The following is a 17,317-nucleotide window of genomic DNA, read 5'->3' on the forward strand; positions in this document are numbered from 1 at the left end:
ACTATGCTTAAGTACGCGGAGCACCCCTCGAATGTACTCCGCATAATTTTGGATAGCGGCTAACCCCGCAACACAATGGAAGGTTTCGATAATGAAATTCCGCATTACCCTGGCTCTGGCCCTTTTATCTTTAAGCACAGCGACCTTCGCAAACTCTCTCTGTCAGGAGAAAGAACAGGATATTCAGCGTGAGATCGGTTATGCCGAAAAGCATAACAATCAGCACCGTGTTGATGGTCTTAAAAAAGCGCTGAGCGAAGTGAAAGCGAACTGTTCAGACAGCAAGCTGCGTGCCGATCACCAGAAGAAAATCGCTGAACAAAAGGACGAGATAGCCGAGCGCCGTCAAGACCTGCAGGAAGCGAAAGAGAAAGGGGATGCGGAAAAAATTGCTAAGCGCGAGAAGAAGTTGAAAGAGGCGCAGGACGACCTGAAAGCGCTGGAAGCTCGCGATTATTGAGTTAACGGAAATCTCAACAGGAGAGAATCATGTCAAAAGATACGACGTCTGAACATCTGCGCGCTGAACTGAAATCCCTGGCCGATACCCTTGAAGAGGTGCTGAACTCCTCTGCCGATAAGTCGAAAGAAGAAGTGAGCAAACTGCGCAGCAAAGCGGAGCAGGCGCTGAAAGAGAGCCGCTACCGCCTGGGTGAAACCGGGGATGCGCTGGCGAAACAGACCCGTGAAGCGGCTGCGCGTGCGGACGAATATGTACGTGATAATCCATGGACGGGTGTTGGAATTGGTGCCGCAGTAGGTGTGGTACTGGGTGTCCTGCTGACGCGTCGTTGATATGGAAGATCCTCGTCACGCACAAGGGCCTGCTAATAACGTCCTCGGCATCGGCCAGCGTATTTTAACGACGCTGGTCGGGATTGCCGAAACGCGCGTCCGGCTGGCAGTGGTCGAACTGGAAGAGGAGAAAGCGAACCTCTTCCAGATGCTGCTGATGCTCGGACTGACCATGCTCTTCGCCGCGTTTGGTCTGATGAGCCTGATGGTGTTAATCATCTGGGCCATTGACCCGCAGTATCGACTCAACGCGATGATTGCCACGACCGTCGTTCTGCTGGTCGCGGCGTTGATTGGCGGCATATGGACACTGCGTAAAGCACGCAAGTCCACTTTCCTGCGCCACACGCGCCAGGAGTTGGCTAACGATCGCGCCCTGCTGGAGGATGACAAGCCGTGAGCGATAAAGCGGAACGTCAGAAGCGAAAAGCGTACCTGTTAAGTCAGATCCAGCAGCAACGGCTGGATCTGTCTGCCAGCCGCCGTGACTGGATCGACGCGACGCGACGGTTTGACCGTGGCTGGAACACCTTCCTGAGCCTGCGTTCATGGGCGCTGGTCGGCAGCAGCGTGATGGCTATCTGGACGGTTCGTCATCCGAATATGCTCATCCGCTGGGCCCGACGCGGTTTTGGTGCCTGGAGCGCCTGGCGTCTGGTGAAAGCGACGTTGCGACAACAGCAGCTGCGGTGATAAACGCAAAACGGTAACCCTGGTTACCGTTTTTTTCGCCCTCTCCCCGTGGGAGAGGGTTGGGGTGAGGGCACCAGCGCGCACCTGGCCTTACTCAATATCTTTGAAGAAGATTGACAGTTTTCCTTGCTAACAATTGCCACCCGCCCCGTTTATTATCCTCTCCATCGACAGCAGAGCCGCGGTATCTACCCGGAATTGCAGACAAATAATGTTCAGCCGCTGATGTGGTTTCCTGGAGAGTAAAATGAAAAAATTAGAAGATGTTGGTGTACTGGTCGCACGTATTCTGATGCCAATTCTGTTCATCGTGGCAGGCTGGGGCAAAATCACCGGATATGCGGGTACTCAGCAATATATGGAATCCATGGGCGTTCCGGGGTTCCTGTTGCCACTGACTATTCTGCTTGAGTTCGGCGGCGGCCTGGCGGTTCTGTTCGGCTTCCTGACTCGCACCACTGCGCTGTTTACCGCAGGCTTTACCCTGCTGACCGCGTTCCTGTTCCACAGCAACTTTGCGGAAGGCGTGAACTCACTGATGTTCATGAAAAACCTGACCATCGCGGGTGGCTTCCTGCTGCTGGCTATCACAGGTCCAGGCGCATACAGCATCGACCGCCTTCTGAATAAGAAGTGGTAAGCACGCTATACTGATTGAATCCAAAGCGAGGAGATATCTCCTCGCTTTTGCTATCTGACGGAGGAGAAAAAATGGGACAACTCGTAGACGGCGTCTGGCAGGATGTCTGGTATGACACTAAATCCACCGGAGGACGCTTCAAGCGCTCTGTTTCGGCCTTCCGTAACTGGCTGACCGCCGACGGCGCGCCTGGCCCAAGCGGCGAAGGCGGCTTCGCGGCGGAGAAAGATCGTTATCATCTGTACGTTTCTCTCGCCTGCCCGTGGGCACACCGCACGCTGATTGTGCGCAAGCTTAAAGGGCTCGAATCTTTGATTCCGGTTTCGGTGGTCAACCCACTGATGCTGGAAAATGGCTGGACGTTCGACAGCGATTTCCCCGCCGCGACCGGTGATGACCTGTATCACCACGATTTCCTTTACCAGCTCTACCTGCGCGCCGATCCGCACTACACCGGACGCGTTACGGTGCCGGTGCTCTGGGACAAGAAAAACCAGACGATCGTCAGCAATGAGTCCGCGGAAATCATCCGCATGTTTAACACCGCGTTTGACGCGCACGGTGCCCGCGCCGGAGATTATTACCCGGTCGAGCTTCGGGATAAAATTGACGAGCTGAACGGCTGGATTTACGACAACGTTAACAACGGCGTCTACAAGGCCGGTTTCGCCACCAGCCAGGAAGCCTACGACGAAGCGGTCGGGAAAGTCTTTGAATCCCTGGAACGGCTGGAGCAGATCCTCGGCCAGCACCGCCATTTAACGGGCGATCGCCTGACGGAAGCGGATATCCGCCTGTGGACCACGCTTATCCGCTTCGACCCGGTTTACGTCACCCACTTCAAGTGCGATAAACACCGCATCAGCGATTACATGAACCTGCACGGTTTCCTGCGCGACATCTACCAGATGCCAGGGATCGCGGAGACGGTCGATTTTGACCATATTCGCACCCACTACTTCCGCAGCCACAAAACCATCAACCCAACGGGCATTATTTCCGTTGGCCCGTGGCAGGACCTGGATGAACCGCACGGGCGCGACGTTCGTTTTGGATAAATACGGAGGGCATCAACAGATGCCCTTTTTTAATTCACAATCTCCATCTATCCTTATCTCGATCGCTTAAAAAACAAGTGATTGACCGATTATTGAGGCAAGGAAAAAATGGACTGGTATTTAAAAGTACTGCGCAACTACATTGGATTTGGTGGCCGCGCCCGCCGCAAAGAGTACTGGATGTTTGTTCTGGTGAACTTCGTCCTGATTATGGTGCTGGGCATCGTGGATAAAATTCTCGGATGGGAGCGCGCCGGCGGTGAAGGCGTACTCACCACGATCTATGGTTTATTGGTTCTGCTGCCTTCATGGGCCGTGCTGTTTCGTCGTCTCCACGACACCGACCGTTCGGCATGGTGGCTGCTGTTGCTGTTGATCCCGCTTGTCGGCTGGATCGTGATTTTGATTTTCAACTGTCAGAGCGGGACGCCGGGCGAAAACCGCTTTGGTCCGGATCCTAAGATCGGCGCGTAAATTCCTGCCCGGTGGCGCTTACGCTTACCGGGCCTGTACGCTTATTTGTTGTGATGCGCAAAGAGCTTAGGTATTTCTCGCAAACACCACGATTTGGCTTCGCCCATGCTGTCGCGGCGCCACGCCATAATAATGTCCACTTCGCTGGTATACTCCGGGCTCACAACCCGCAGTCGCCCTTCCGCAATATCTTTCTCCACAAACGGATACGGCATCGTCGCCACGCCCAAACCGGCCAGCAGCGCCTGCCTTTTGTCTTCCAGTGACGTGACCGTCAGACGAGGCTGTTTATCCAGCAGCTGAACCGTCAGCACCGGACGCTCACGCGCGGTATCCGCCACCGCCACGCCGCGATACTTCACGCGCGTGACCTCAGAAAGCGGTTCCGGCTCCTGATGAATCGGGTGATCCGGCGCGGCAACGTAGACGTTCATGACGCTGTAAAGCTTGCGGGAGTTGATTTCCGAGGATGAGCGGAAGTGCATATCTGGCGCAATGACGATATCCGCCCTGCCCGTCTCCAGACGCTCCCACGCCCCGGCCAGCACCTCGGTGATGATCGACAGCTGCGTGTTGGCCTTCGCCGCCAGGCGGTCCACCAGCGGGAACAGCGCTTCAGTGGGCACCAGCGCTTCGGTGACTAACGTCAGATGGGTTTCCCAGCCGCGCGCCAGCGCTTCGGCGTCCGTGGTGAGCTTGTCTGCTGCTTCCAGCAGCACGCGGCCGCGCTCCAGCAGCATTCGGCCCACGTTGGTGAATTTTGTTCGATGACCGGAGCGATCAAAGAGCACGACGTCCAGCTCTTCCTCCAGTTTTTGCATGGTGTAGCTCAGCGCAGACGGAACGCGCCCCAGTTCATCTGCCGCCGCGGCAAAACTGCCCCGTCGGTCAATCGCGTCCATGACGCGCAGCGCCTCAAGCGTCAATGCTCTCTCTTTAGCCATCTCGTTCTCATTCAGGAAATTTGAACATACCGGGCAGAATATCTGGCTAACAATGCAGCGTCCATACCTTTACCATTGTTTTAGTGTAAAGAGAGGTCAAGTTTATGATTACGACAAGAACAGCTAAACAGTGCGGACAAGCCGATTTTGGCTGGCTGCAGGCCCGCTACACCTTTTCCTTTGGACACTATTTTGACCCGAAACTCCTCGGTTACGCTTCACTGCGCGTATTGAATCAGGAAGTGCTCGCCCCGGGCGCGTCCTTCCAGCCGCGTACGTACCCGAAAGTCGATATCCTGAACCTAATCCTGGAAGGCGAGGCAGAATACCGCGACAGCGAGGGCAATCATGTCCAGGCAAAGGCTGGCGAAGCATTGTTGATTTCCACGCAGCCGGGCATCAGCTACAGCGAGCATAACCTCAGCAAAGACAAAACGCTGACCCGCATGCAGCTGTGGCTGGACGCCTGCCCTGAGCGGGAAAACCCGCTTGTGCAGAAAATAGATCTGAAGGGCGATAAACAGCAGCTGATTGCGTCACCTGACGGCAGCAAAGGCAGTTTACAGCTACGTCAGCAGGTGTGGCTGCACCATATCGAGCTGAAAAAAGGTGAACAGGCGAGCTTCCAGCTGCACGGTCCGCGCGCCTATTTGCAGTCCATTCACGGTACGGTGCACGCGGTGACGCACACGGAAGAGAAAGAAGCGCTGACCTGCGGCGACGGGGCGTTTATTCGTGATGAAGCGAATATTACCCTGGTGGCGGATACGCCGCTGCGCGCGCTGCTGATTGATTTGCCGGTTTAAAGAACGCCCTCACCCTAACCCTCTCCCACAGGGAGAGGGAACCGATAGAGCCCTGAACTCGTTACACCTTACTCGCCATAATCTCAATAATCTGCCGGTCCGTGGCCTGCATTGCGCGGCACGCCAGCGCGCACAGGTTGGCGATCGACTGCTCCACGTCGTGCGCCACAATGCCCTCGTTGCCCGTCACGGCAGTATCATCCAGTGCCATCATCACGGCTTTCCAGGCGCTGCTGACGCTGGTTGAAACCTTCATGGCGCAGCTGTTAGACGCCCCATCGCAGATCGTCCCGCTGACGTCACCGATCATACTGCCGATCGCCATAGAAATGGTCTGGTAAGAACCGCCCATCAGCCACGCCATCCCCGCCGCAGCGCCCATCGCTGCCGTTGTCGCCGCACAGAGTGCGGACAGGCGCGGAAGCTGATAATGAATATAGATCGCCGACAGATGCGAGAGCATCAGCGCCCGCGCCAGCCGTTCATCACCAGCCTGAACGTGCTCAGCGACTACCACAACCGGCATGGTGGCGGCGATCCCCTGATTCCCTGAGCCAGAATTGCTCATCGCTGGCAGCGTCGCGCCCCCCATACGGGCGTCCGAGGCCGCGCTGGTGCGGATAACAATGTCTGAACCCAGATCCTGCCCCATCCATCCGCGTGAGCGCTGTTTACTGAGCGTCGCGCCAATGTGCAGACCCCAGCTGCCGCTTAAACCTTCACGGGAGAGCGCATCGTTCAGACGCCCCGCATCGAGAATGAAGCGGATCGCCTCGAATGGCACCTGCTCCACAAACTCAAGGATCTGCGAGAGCGTGGTATTTGACAGAACCGCCAGCGGATCGTTACTTACCTCGGCCTGCCGATCGTCAAGCCTGAAGCGCGTTTCGCCCTGACAGACCACCTCCACCACGCGGGTATGCCCACCCGCGATGGTCACCATGGCCGAAGCCTCTCCGGCGTAAACGCAGGCACGCGAGTAGAGGATCTCCTCGCACGGCTCCTGCAATTTCACCTGCACCAGACCAGCGTTAAGCATTGCTTTGGCGCGCGCCAGCGCATCGGCGGTGACATCTTTCAGCACCTCCAGCCCCGCCTGCGCATTGCCCCCCATCGCGCCCAGCGCAGCTGCAATGGGCAACCCGACCATGCCGGTGCCCGGCACCGTTACGCCAAGCCCGTTCTTCATCAGATTCGGCGATACCCACGCCTCAATCTTCGTGACGTCGCCAGGCAGTTGCTCTGCGGCAATCGCACAGGCCAGCGCCAGAGAAACGGGCTCGGTGCACCCCAGCGCAGGCTTAACTTCTTCCTGCACTACGCGAATAAATTGATTCCATAAAGGATGAGTTTGCTTAGACATCGTTACGACCTTAATTACCCTCAGGAGAATGCGAGGAAAGGAGAAACACAAAGCAGCAGTCCGGTGATGACGATTATCACCAGCGATACGCCTTTATACTTATGCAGGGCCGGGACCTTGTAGACCAGCCATGCAGGGATCAGGCAGCCCACCATGCCAAAGATAGGGCTACAGATGGAGGTGAAGCTCAGCACCGGCGCGTTTAACACGATCGCGCTCCAGGCCAGCAGGATAGCGAACAGCATAATCCCGCGCTGGACGGCATTTTCATTGATTTTCTCTGCCGGCATTTTGCGGCGCAGGATGTTCATGACGATCCCCTGCGTGGCCTCGCGGAAGCCGAGGTAGACGCCGAAAAATGCGGTCATCACAGCAAAAATATTGAGGATCACGCTGACGATTTTGACCCAGCCCGCGCCGTCGCCGCTGATAAACTGCGCCGCAATCGCCAGAGCCGAAATGTTCTGCTCGTAGGCTTTGACCGCCTCGTCATGCCCCATCGCTAGCGTAAAGGAGACGGCGTAGAAAAAGACCGTCACAAACAGCACGCCAAAGGCAATATTCATCGCCCGCAGCGCTTTATGGCGCGCCACCTCAACGGACTTTTCCCGTGAACGATACGAAATCACCATCGGGCTTAAGGTCTGAATAAACAGAATGGAAGTTAAGGTAAACGGCAGCGTGATGATGGCGTTCTTAATCAGCAGCCCCATCGGCGGCAGCATGCCCACGTTGGCTAAATGCCAGAGTCCAATCATCGAAAGACCCAGCGCGGCAACCACGAATAATTTGGTCAGCACCATCAGGCTGGAAACTTTAAACAGCAGCCTTTCACCGCGCGACGAAATAGCGACCAGAATGCAGATCAGGAATAAGCCGTAAAACGGGTTTTCCGAGAGCAAACCGTCGGTCACGCCGAAGGTATGCAAATACGAGGCGCTGTCGTTGGTGATAGCCGTGGAATAGACGAACATCCAGATCACCAGCATCACGAAATAGAGCGCGCCTAATAAGATGCCCCAGTTTTTACCTAAATAACCGCTAATCACGCTCGGGTAGTCTTTACATTCCGGGGATTCCGCCAGCGTATTAATAAATAATCGCTGGAAGAGGTACATGGCCGGATAGCCAATAATCGACGAGAGCAAAAAGACCCACAGCCCCATTAATCCCACCTGAACCGGGAGAAAAACAATCCCCGCGCCGATAGCCATCCCGATACTCATGATGACCCAGCCCGTGTCGGTGCTGTCGAATTTAATCGCCTCTCGCCACTCGCTTTCGCTCATTCCCGCCCGCCTTGCCGCAGGGGAATCACTCACAACCACACTGCTGTTTGTTGCCATATTCATGGGGCACTCGCTTATTTTGTAGGGTAAACAGTTGTTTTTATAGGTTTCCGATCGCCAGCGATTGCGATTCAGAGAGCAGCAGGTGTTTATATTTGGTGTGAGAAAATCATAGCCGGAGCGAGGGAGAAAAAAGTCACAACTTTAATATGGATTTTCTGACGCTGGAGGAAAAGTTGCTACCTGAGGATTAAAAGAGAAGGGTATTTTCTAAATGTGACGACATTCACGAAATTAAAAGCCTCCCCAAAGGAGGAGGCACAATGGCAATCTGAATTACATAGCCTGCGTAAACGTTCGCGAAATCACATCCTGCTGCTGCTCCCGCGTCAGGGCGTTAAACCGCACCGCATACCCTGAAACGCGGATCGTCAGGTTCGGGTAATTCTCAGGATGCGCAATGGCATCGAGGAGCATTTCCCGGTTCATGACGTTGACGTTCAGGTGCTGCCCGCCCTCAATGGACGCTTCGTGATGGAAATACCCGTCCAGCAGCCCTACCAGGTTGGTTTTACGCACCAGCTCATCCTTGCCCAGCGCCTGCGGCACGATGGAGAAGGTGTAGGAGATCCCATCTTTTGCATAGATGAACGGCAGTTTGGCCACCGACGTTAGCGAGGCCACCGCCCCTTTTCTGTCGCGGCCGTGCATCGGGTTTGCGCCTGGCGCAAACGGCGTGCCGCCGCGGCGTCCGTCCGGCGTGTTCCCGGTCTTCTGGCCATAAACCACGTTGGAGGTGATGGTCAGGATAGACTGGGTTGGCACCGCGTTGCGGTAGGTGGGCAGCGCCTGAATTTTCTTCATAAAGCGCTCCACCAGATCGCAGGCGATGCTGTCCACGCGATCGTCGTTGTTGCCGTACTGCGGGTAGTCCCCTTCTATCACGAAATCGACCGCCAGACCGGTGTGGTCGCGCACCGGCTTCACCGTGGCGTATTTAATGGCCGAGAGAGAATCCGCCGCCACCGACAGCCCGGCAATGCCGCAGGCCATGGTGCGATAGACGTCCCGGTCGTGCAGCGCCATCAGCGAGGCTTCGTAACTGTACTTGTCGTGCATGTAGTGAATGAGATTCAGGGCGCTGATGTACTGCACCGCCAGCCAGTCCATAAAGTGATCGAGGCTCGCCATCACGGTGTCGTAATCCAGCACGTCGTCCAGCAGCGGCTCGGTTTTCGGACCGACCTGGATCTTCAGCTTCTCGTCCACCCCGCCGTTGATCGCGTACAGCAGCGTTTTGGCGAGGTTGGCGCGCGCGCCAAAGAACTGCATCTGCTTGCCGATCACCATCGGGCTGACGCAGCAGGCAATGGCGTAGTCGTCGCTGTTGAAGTCCGCACGCATCAGATCGTCGTTCTCGTACTGCAGCGAAGAGGTGACGATCGACACCTGCGCGGCGTATTTCTTGAACGCGATCGGCAGCTGTTCTGACCAGAGGATCGTCAGGTTCGGCTCCGGCGCAGGCCCCATGGTGTGGAGCGTGTGCAGGTAGCGGAAGCTGTTTTTGGTCACCAGCGTGCGTCCGTCCAACCCCATGCCGCCTATCACTTCCGTCGCCCAGATCGGATCGCCGGAGAAGAGCGTGTCGAACTCCGGCGTGCGCAGGAAGCGCACCATGCGGATCTTCATGATGAAGTGGTCGATAAGCTCCTGGGCCTGGACTTCATTCAGCCGCCCTGCCTGCATATCGCGTTCGATGTAGATATCGAGGAACGAGGCCGTGCGCCCCAGCGACATCGCCCCACCGTTCTGGGATTTTACTGCGGCAAGGTAGGCAAAATAGACCCACTGCACCGCTTCCTGGGCGTTCATCGCCGGGCGTGAGATATCAAAGCCGTAGTTCGCCGCCATCTGCTCGATCTGCAGCAGCGCGCGCTTGTGCTCCGCCAGCTCTTCACGCAGGCGGATCGTCGCCTCCAGATCTTCACCGCGCTCCAGCCTGCCCTGCAGATCCGTAAACTGCAGCTCACGCTCGCGCACCAGATAAGCGATCCCGTACAGCGCCACGCGGCGATAGTCGCCGATGATGCGTCCGCGCCCGTAGCCGTCCGGCAGACCGGTCAGCACGCCGGATTTACGGCAGCGCATCATCTCCGGGGAGTAGACGTCAAACACGCCCTGGTTGTGGGTTTTGCGCAGGTCAGTAAACAGGTATTCGAACTGTGGATCCATCTCCCGACCGTAGGCTTCGAACGAGCTGCGGATCATATTGATCCCACCGTAAGGGTGCAGCGCACGCTTAAGCGGCTTATCGGTTTGCAGACCGACGATCGTCTCCAGATCCTGGTCGATATAGCCAGGCCCGTGGGCCGTAATGGTGGTGGCAATGTTGGTGTCAAAATCCACCGGGGCATGGGTGGCATTCTCCTGGCGAATGCCGACCATTACCTTCTGCCACAACGCCGTCGTTGCTGGCGTCGCCTGCGCGAGGAAAGCTTCATCGCCTTCATAAGGGGTGTAGTTATGCTGAATAAAATCGCGGACGTTAACGGCGTTTTTCCATTCTTCACCGCGAAACCCGGCCCATGCGTCGCTGTAGGGCGCGACGCCCGTATCGATAGTTACTTTCATGTGATTCTCGCTTTATCAGGCGTAAGCCGCGGCCGGAGTAACCTTCCCAAGACGGAGAGCGTCCAGCGCGATCATTTTTTCTTCGTTGGTAGGGACAACCGCGCAGACTACGCGGGAGGTATCGGTGCTGATGATGCGCTCACCCGCGCTGCCCGGCAGGGCGTTTTTGGCGTCGTCGAGGTGGATGCCGAACACTTTCAAATGTTCCGCCACCAGCTCACGGACGAGCGTCGAGTTTTCGCCAATGCCGCCGGTAAAGATCACCCCATCCAGACGGTGCAGCGACGCGGCGTGACCGGCAATATGCCGCGCAATGCGGTGAACAAAGGTGTTTATTGCCAGCTGCGCCCGCTCATTGCCTTCGTGCCAGGCTTTCTCCAACGCGCGTAGATCAGAGGAGATGCCGGATATCCCCAGCAATCCGGACTCTTTGTTGACCACGCGCTCCAGGTCCTCTAAGGACTGGCCGGTCTGCTGGGCAATCCACGCCATCGCGCCGAAGTCAACGTCGCCGCAGCGCGTACCCATCACCAGCCCTTCCAGCGGCGTCATACCCATTGAGGTATCGACGCTTTCGCCGTTGCGCACCGCGCAGATAGACGCCCCGTTGCCGAGATGGGCGATCACCAGGCCGCTGTCATCGGGGGACAGCCCGAGAAGCGTATGCGCCTGCGCGGCCACGTAGCGGTGAGAGGTGCCGTGAAAGCCGTAACGGCGCACGCCCAGCTCTTCAAAATAGCGGTACGGCAATCCGTACAGATACGCCTGCGGCGGCAGCGTCTGGTGGAAGCTGGTGTCAAACACTGCCACCTGCTGCACGCCGGGGAACAGGCGCTCTGCGGCTTCCACGCCGCTCAGGTTGGCGTAGTTATGCAGTGGCGCCAGCGGGGAGACCTGGCGGATCTGCGCGACCACCTCTTCCGTGATCAGGGTCGACTCGCTGAAGAGGTCACCGCCGTGGGCAATGCGGTGGCCAATCAAGGCCACGCTGCTCATCAGGTCGCGTTTCTCCAGCTCCAGGGCGATGGCAGCCAGCGCCCCTTCGTAGTCCTGGTGAGCCAGTCTGGCCGGCTCCCCCCCGTTCACGGAAATAAAGGCCTTCCCGGTGTTGATCCCATCTGCAATGCCCGTCATCAGGGCATCGCAGCTGCTGGCGTCGAGCACCGAAAACTTAACAGAGGACGATCCGCAGTTAATAACCAGTACAACCGGAAACTCAATCATCATGTGACTCCGCTCTTCCTGAGCAATGGGTTAGAACAGTTTGTAAACGATATTCAGAATGGTCAGCAGGCCGACCGCGGTAACGAAGATGTTCTCGGTACGCCCTTTGTATTTCGCCAGCGCCGGTGCCTTGCGGATGGCGTACATCGGCAGCAGGCACAGCAGAGAGGCGATGATTGGCGCACCCATGGCTTCAATAAGGTCCAGAATGTTCGGGTTGGCGTAGGCCACAACCCAGGTGGAGCCCATGATGAACACCATGCTGATGGTATTCAGTTTGCCAACAGAGACTTTCTTCTTGTCGCCCTTGTAGCCGAACTTAAGGATCAGGCCGTTCAGCCCTTCCAGCGTGCCCAGGTAGTGGCCGAAGAAAGATTTGAAGATCGCGACCAGCGCGATGATGGAGGCACCGTATTCCAGTACCGTCGCGAACGTCGATTTGGTTCCGGACATCGAGGCAAAATGGTTCGCCAGGTAGGAGAGCACCGGAATGTTCTGCGCCTTGGCGTCCGCCATATTCTGCGGAGAGAGCGTAAACAGACAGCTAAAGGCGAAGAACATCACCACGGCCACCATCAGCAGGCTGGCGCGACCGATGATTCTGGAACATTTCTGCTCGGTGAACTCTTTCCCGAACTCAGGTTCGTACTCTTCGCGCTTGGAGACCACGAACGAGGAGACGATAGGCGAGAAGTTAAAGGAGAAGACCATGATGGAGATACCCAGCCACACCGTGACCAGAATGCCGTCATGACCGGTGAAGGCGATATCGTTCAGGTTGACCTGGTCGATCACCGCCGAGTTCCAGTACGGGATCAGCGACAGGGAAATCAGCACCAGGCTGGCGATAAACGGGAACACCAGGAAGCTCATGACCTTCACCATCAGGTCTTTACCAAACCAGATAACAAAGGCCATCAGCAGCAGCAGGAACAGCGCGACAAAGCCACGGTTCAGCGCGGGCAGCTGGAGCTGGTTTTCCCAGAAGGTCATAAAGGTGTTGGTAATGGTGACGCCGTAAATCCACAGCAGCGGGCAAATGGCGAAGAAGTAAAGGAAAGTGATCACCACCCCGCCGGTCTTCCCAAAGTGCTCTTCCACCGTTTCGGTGATGTTGCCGGAAACGTTGCTGCCGGACAGACACAAACGCGCCAGCGCGCGGTGGCAGTAAAACGCAATCGGGAACGCGAGAACCAGCATCAGCAAAATGGGGATCAATCCACCAAAGCCTGCGCGAATGGGGAAGAACAGCACGCCCGCGCCAATGGCGGTACCAAACAGGCCAAGCGTCCAGGTAGTATCAGACTTACGCCAGGAGGACGTTTTGGACTGGCCAACGATAATGCTTTCTGTGTTGCTCATAGGTCACCTTTATGCGTCAACGAAGCCGGTAATTTGGGAAACGCGGGAGAGATCGATATTGCCGCCGGAAATAATGCAGACGGTTTTACGGCCCTGAATATAGTGGTCAAGCTTACCGCTTAATAATGCCGCGCAGGCCAGCGCACCGGCGCCTTCCGTCACCACTTTATTTCGCTGAATAAGAGCAATCATGCTGTTGCGAATATCGTCTTCGCTCACCAGTACAATGTCGTCGACCAGTTCACGAACAATTTCGAAGGTTAATTTACCCGGACGAGACACGTCGCAGCCGTCAGCTAACGTGCCGGTAACGCGATGGTTGGTTATTTCTCCGGCCTGATACGATGCGGCCATTCCGTGAACGTTTTCAGACTGTACGCCGATAATATTAATGGTCGGGTTGATGGATTTAATCGCCGTGGCAATCCCGGCAATTAATCCGCCGCCGCCGATAGGGACAATCACGTTATCCACGTCGTACAAATCTTCGAGGATTTCCAGGCCGATGGTGCCCTGGCCGGCGATCACTTTCGGATCGTCATAAGGCGGGATAAAAATGCGCCCTTCCATCTCGACGATTTCGCTCACTTTGGCGATGGTGTCGTTGAAGTTTTCGCCGTGCAGCACCACCTCTGCCGAGTAGTCGCGCGTCGCGGCGACTTTGGATTTCGGTGCGCCCATTGGCATCACCACTTTGCCGTCGATACCGAGCATCGCACAGGAGAGCGACACTCCCTGCGCGTGGTTTCCTGCGGAACAGGCGACGACGCCTTTGCGTTTTTCAGCATCGGTCAGCGAGCTTAATTTATTAAACGCACCGCGAATTTTAAACGAGCCGGTACGCTGCATGTTTTCAAACTTGAGGAATATCTCACCTTTACACCGTTCGCTGAGATAATTTGAGCGCGGCATGCCGGTTTTATAGATTTTTCCTGCCAGTCGCTTTCTGGCATCCTGTATATCTTCAATGGTTACCGGGAGATCGTAAGTAATGTGCATAATGTCCTCGTTATAATAATTCATTGTTTTCAGGCAAAGTCAGGGTATCAGAGCGTTAAAAAGCGGCGCCCCGGGTGTTTTAAAGCGTGATTATTTTTATCGTCGTCTTTCGATATTCATCGAAGAATATTGTTTTGCCAGTTCGACTAAAACTGATGCCGATTTTTTAATTCTGTAATTTTTCGACCACACGGCGGCATAGCGCGCCACGGGTAATTCGTCCTCCACCGGCAGGACAATAAACTGGTCCGAGCCGAACGGCGCAATCATGTCGCGCGGAATCACCGTCAGATAATCGGCATTCAGGACAAGGTTATAAATGGTGACGACGGAATCGGTCTGGACGATGTTTTCAATGCTGATGTGGTTGTCTTGCAGGGTGGTCAGGAGTTCTTTGTAGTAGCCCATATCGGTTTGCGGCATCACCCACTGCTCGTGCGTGAGCGATGCCAATGTCGTCGGGCCGGTGCACGTTCGTGATTTACTGGCGACCAGCACAAACTCGGACTCGAACAGCGGCTCGACGTGCAGATCCTGCAGCAGCATTTCATCACTCAGCGTGCCGATGGCAAAATCCAGCCGACCGTCGCGAATGGCCGGAAGAAAAGAGGAGAGCTGGGCTTCATACATGGATACGCGTGCTTTCGGGAACACTTCCCTGAATTTTTTGATCATCCCGGACAGGAAGGTGAAACCAATCAGCGACGGATAGCCAAAGGAGACGTCCATGACGGTGCTAAAACTGAGGCTGTTAATCTCGCTCACCATGTTTTTCATCTCGCGGGTGATCGACTCAGAGTACGAGAGCAGAACCTGGCCCGCGGCAGTGAGTTTTACGCCGGTGTTTTTACGTACCATCACTTCCACGCCGAAGTAGGACTCAATATCGCTGATGATTTTGCTGACGGCGGGCTGCGTCAGGCCCAGCTGTCTTGCTGCAGAACCTATGGAGCCACTTTTAATGACTTCCTGAAATACCACGAGGTGCTGTGTTTTCGGTAGAATAATAGTGTTCATAATATTCTGCGCTTATTTCCCTATGACGGGGTGGATTCTACTCAATAATGTTTCAAGGGGTATGTGCTGTTACTCACAATTTGCTTTTTCACACTATTCACATGAATAATCAAAACCCTAAAAAGACTTTACTAACAATGAGATGAACGCATTAAGGCAGACCATTACGCTGATATTGATCAACAAAAACAGGAGTAATAAATTTATTTTATGGCAATAACCTTGATAAATTTTCCTGCATTAAAAAAATCAATAAAGACGATCTTTCAGGCAATTAAAGGCCAATAAATAACCGTTATTCAGTTGAAACATTCTTTCAAATTATCAAATTCTGCAGAGGCTTTTTGGCCAGCTTTTGATAAAGAGTGGAACAGGTCACACATTCACAGCCTGAATGTTTTTGATTTCAATATATCCATATCAACCAGGAAAACATTCAGGATCATACAGATAACAATCATAACAAATTGACAATACTGTAAATTCACTGTTTTTCAGCGTGAAATTTTGTGATGGCGATCGCCTGCAGATTCAGGATAAACATTGAAGGGATAAAAACAGTGAAATGTGCTTAATGTCGCAAATATGAGAATTGATGTCGTTTGCCCGGTGCCGGTTGCCGCTTCGCTTACCCTGACCTACAACCACAGAAAGCAAAAACCCCGCCGAAGCGGGGTTTCCTGAGAAGTTGAAGCTGACCGATAAGCCGGGTTCTGTCGTGGACAGTCATTCATCTAGGCCAGCAATCGCTCACTGGCTCAAGCAGCCTACCCGGGTTCAGTACGGGCCGTACCATGTGAACCCCTATTTGGCCTTGCTCCGGGTGGAGTTTACCGTGCCACGGACTGTTACCAGCCGCGCGGTGCGCTCTTACCGCACCCTTTCACCCTTACCTGATCCCGCTTGCGCGGGCCATCGGCGGTTTGCTCTCTGTTGCACTGGTCGTGGGTTTCCCCCCCAGGCGTTACCTGGCACCCTGCCCTGTGGAGCCCGGACTTTCCTCCCCTCCGCCCGTCTCCCCCGAAAGGGACGACGACGAAGCGGCGACTGTCTGGTCAGCTTCGGCGCGCAGTATAGAGGGTTTGCGCGCCGCTGTCACCCTCAGGTGCGGGTAAGATGCTATTAACGCGCCACTTCCACCTTCGCCAGTTTTTCGTAGTAGCACGCAATCGCGCTGTGATCGGCCGTGCCCAGGCCATCGGCACGCAGCGCCTGCATCATCTCCATGACCGCAGCGGTCAGCGGCAGCTGCGCACCCACGCCGTGAGAGGTGTCCAGGGCGTTCGCCAGATCTTTAATGTGCAGGTCGATGCGGAATCCCGGCTTGAAGTTACGGTCCATCACCATCGGCGCTTTGGCATCCAGCACGGTACTGCCCGCCAGGCCGCCGCGAATAGCCTGATAGACCAGATCCGGATTGACGCCCGCTTTGGTTGCCAGCGTCAGCGCTTCAGACATGGCGGCAATGTTCAGCGCCACAATCACCTGATTCGCCAGCTTGGTGACGTTGCCCGCACCAATATCTCCGGTATGCACCACGGATCCCGCCATCGCTTTCATCAGGTCATAGTATTTGTCGAACACGGCTTTATCGCCGCCCACCATCACCGAAAGGGTGCCGTCGATGGCTTTCGGCTCGCCGCCGCTGACGGGCGCATCCAGCATGTCGACGCCCTTCGCTTTTAACGCCTCGCTGATTTCACGGCTGGCAAGCGGGGCGATAGAGCTCATATCAATCAGCACCAGGCCGGGCTTCGCCCCCTCGATGATGCCGTTCTCCCCCAGCGCAACCTCTTTGACGTGCGGGGAGTTTGGCAGCATGGTGATGATGACATCGCACTGCTCGGCAATGGCTTTAGCGGTGGTGGCCGTTTCCGCACCCGCCGCCATCACCTCCGCCACAGACTGCGAATTATGATCGGATACCACCAGTGAGTAACCCGCTTTGATGAGGTTCTTACTCATTGGTTTACCCATGATCCCAAGACCAATAAAACCCACTTTCAGCGTCATAATCTGTTT

The 17,317-nt window shown here is 55.6% G+C and carries 17 protein-coding genes and 1 other RNA gene; 8 read left to right on the top strand and 10 right to left on the bottom strand.

What is annotated here, in order from left to right; genetic code table 11:
* Positions 1 to 91 precede the first annotated feature (91 nt).
* The 7 genes from V1603_RS23685 (at position 92) to V1603_RS23715 (ending at position 3,660) form a co-directional block, all read left to right on the top strand.
* Positions 92 to 460 carry a DUF1090 domain-containing protein gene (locus tag V1603_RS23685; protein WP_116342194.1) on the top strand — a complete coding sequence of 123 codons (369 nt, stop codon included), beginning with the start codon at positions 92 to 94 and terminating at the stop codon, positions 458 to 460.
* 29 nt (positions 461 to 489) lie between these two features.
* Complete coding sequence (locus V1603_RS23690; RefSeq protein WP_008503141.1) at positions 490 to 795, top strand: YqjD family protein; 306 nt, start codon at positions 490 to 492, stop codon at positions 793 to 795.
* Between the two features lies 1 nt (position 796).
* A complete protein-coding gene (locus V1603_RS23695) occupies positions 797 to 1,195 on the top strand; it encodes a phage holin family protein (RefSeq protein WP_014885329.1) in 399 nt (132 codons plus the stop codon).
* A complete protein-coding gene (locus V1603_RS23700; protein WP_014885330.1) occupies positions 1,192 to 1,488 on the top strand; it encodes a YqjK-like family protein in 297 nt (98 codons plus the stop codon). The genes V1603_RS23695 and V1603_RS23700 overlap by 4 nt, the downstream gene beginning before the upstream one ends.
* Before the next feature lie 247 nt (positions 1,489 to 1,735).
* A complete protein-coding gene (locus tag V1603_RS23705; protein WP_116342196.1) occupies positions 1,736 to 2,128 on the top strand; it encodes a DoxX family protein in 393 nt (130 codons plus the stop codon).
* Between the two features lie 71 nt (positions 2,129 to 2,199).
* On the top strand, positions 2,200 to 3,186 hold the full coding sequence (locus V1603_RS23710; protein WP_395313353.1) for a glutathione S-transferase family protein: 987 nt from the start codon (positions 2,200 to 2,202) through the stop codon (positions 3,184 to 3,186).
* Positions 3,187 to 3,294: 108 nt separating this feature from the next.
* Positions 3,295 to 3,660, top strand: coding sequence for a DUF805 domain-containing protein (locus V1603_RS23715; RefSeq protein WP_061096989.1), 366 nt, complete (start codon positions 3,295 to 3,297; stop codon positions 3,658 to 3,660).
* 41 nt (positions 3,661 to 3,701) lie between these two features.
* Here V1603_RS23715 and yhaJ read toward each other — a convergent pair whose 3' ends face one another.
* Positions 3,702 to 4,604, bottom strand: a complete 903-nt coding sequence (gene yhaJ, locus V1603_RS23720) for a DNA-binding transcriptional regulator YhaJ (RefSeq protein ID WP_003862655.1) — start codon at positions 4,602 to 4,604, stop codon at positions 3,702 to 3,704.
* A gap of 104 nt (positions 4,605 to 4,708) precedes the next feature.
* On the opposite strand from yhaJ, the gene V1603_RS23725 reads away from it, so the two are divergent.
* Positions 4,709 to 5,410, top strand: a complete 702-nt coding sequence (locus V1603_RS23725; protein ID WP_006812078.1) for a pirin family protein — start codon at positions 4,709 to 4,711, stop codon at positions 5,408 to 5,410.
* A 61-nt stretch (positions 5,411 to 5,471) separates the two neighbouring features.
* On the opposite strand, the gene V1603_RS23730 is transcribed toward V1603_RS23725, so the two are convergent.
* The 9 genes from V1603_RS23730 to garR form a co-directional block, all read right to left on the bottom strand.
* Entirely contained in the window at positions 5,472 to 6,773 is a 1,302-nt protein-coding gene (locus V1603_RS23730; RefSeq protein ID WP_192983887.1) for a serine dehydratase subunit alpha family protein, read from the bottom strand.
* A gap of 20 nt (positions 6,774 to 6,793) precedes the next feature.
* On the bottom strand, positions 6,794 to 8,125 hold the full coding sequence (locus V1603_RS23735) for a hypothetical protein (protein ID WP_395313354.1): 1,332 nt from the start codon (positions 8,123 to 8,125) through the stop codon (positions 6,794 to 6,796).
* 273 nt (positions 8,126 to 8,398) lie between these two features.
* Positions 8,399 to 10,693, bottom strand: coding sequence for a formate C-acetyltransferase (gene pflB / locus V1603_RS23740; RefSeq protein WP_395313355.1), 2,295 nt, complete (start codon positions 10,691 to 10,693; stop codon positions 8,399 to 8,401).
* Positions 10,694 to 10,708: 15 nt separating this feature from the next.
* Entirely contained in the window at positions 10,709 to 11,917 is a 1,209-nt protein-coding gene (gene tdcD / locus V1603_RS23745) for a propionate kinase (protein ID WP_395314011.1), read from the bottom strand.
* A 30-nt stretch (positions 11,918 to 11,947) separates the two neighbouring features.
* Entirely contained in the window at positions 11,948 to 13,279 is a 1,332-nt protein-coding gene (gene tdcC, locus V1603_RS23750) for a threonine/serine transporter TdcC (RefSeq protein ID WP_395313356.1), read from the bottom strand.
* 9 nt (positions 13,280 to 13,288) lie between these two features.
* On the bottom strand, positions 13,289 to 14,278 hold the full coding sequence (gene tdcB, locus V1603_RS23755) for a bifunctional threonine ammonia-lyase/L-serine ammonia-lyase TdcB (RefSeq protein WP_096217841.1): 990 nt from the start codon (positions 14,276 to 14,278) through the stop codon (positions 13,289 to 13,291).
* 96 nt (positions 14,279 to 14,374) lie between these two features.
* Positions 14,375 to 15,295: a transcriptional regulator TdcA gene (gene tdcA, locus V1603_RS23760; protein WP_163329732.1), complete on the bottom strand. Its 921-nt coding sequence runs from the start codon at positions 15,293 to 15,295 to the stop codon at positions 14,375 to 14,377.
* A 686-nt stretch (positions 15,296 to 15,981) separates the two neighbouring features.
* Positions 15,982 to 16,358, bottom strand: an RNA gene (gene rnpB / locus V1603_RS23765) — RNase P RNA component class A.
* Positions 16,359 to 16,417: 59 nt separating this feature from the next.
* Positions 16,418 to 17,308 (bottom strand): 2-hydroxy-3-oxopropionate reductase, encoded by an 891-nt coding sequence (gene garR / locus V1603_RS23770; RefSeq protein WP_116342215.1) that lies wholly within the window; start codon positions 17,306 to 17,308, stop codon positions 16,418 to 16,420.
* Between the last annotated feature and the right edge of the window lie 9 nt (positions 17,309 to 17,317).

The organism is Enterobacter sp. ECC-219, assembly GCF_043966805.1.
Lineage (GTDB): Bacteria > Pseudomonadota > Gammaproteobacteria > Enterobacterales > Enterobacteriaceae > Enterobacter > Enterobacter cloacae_N.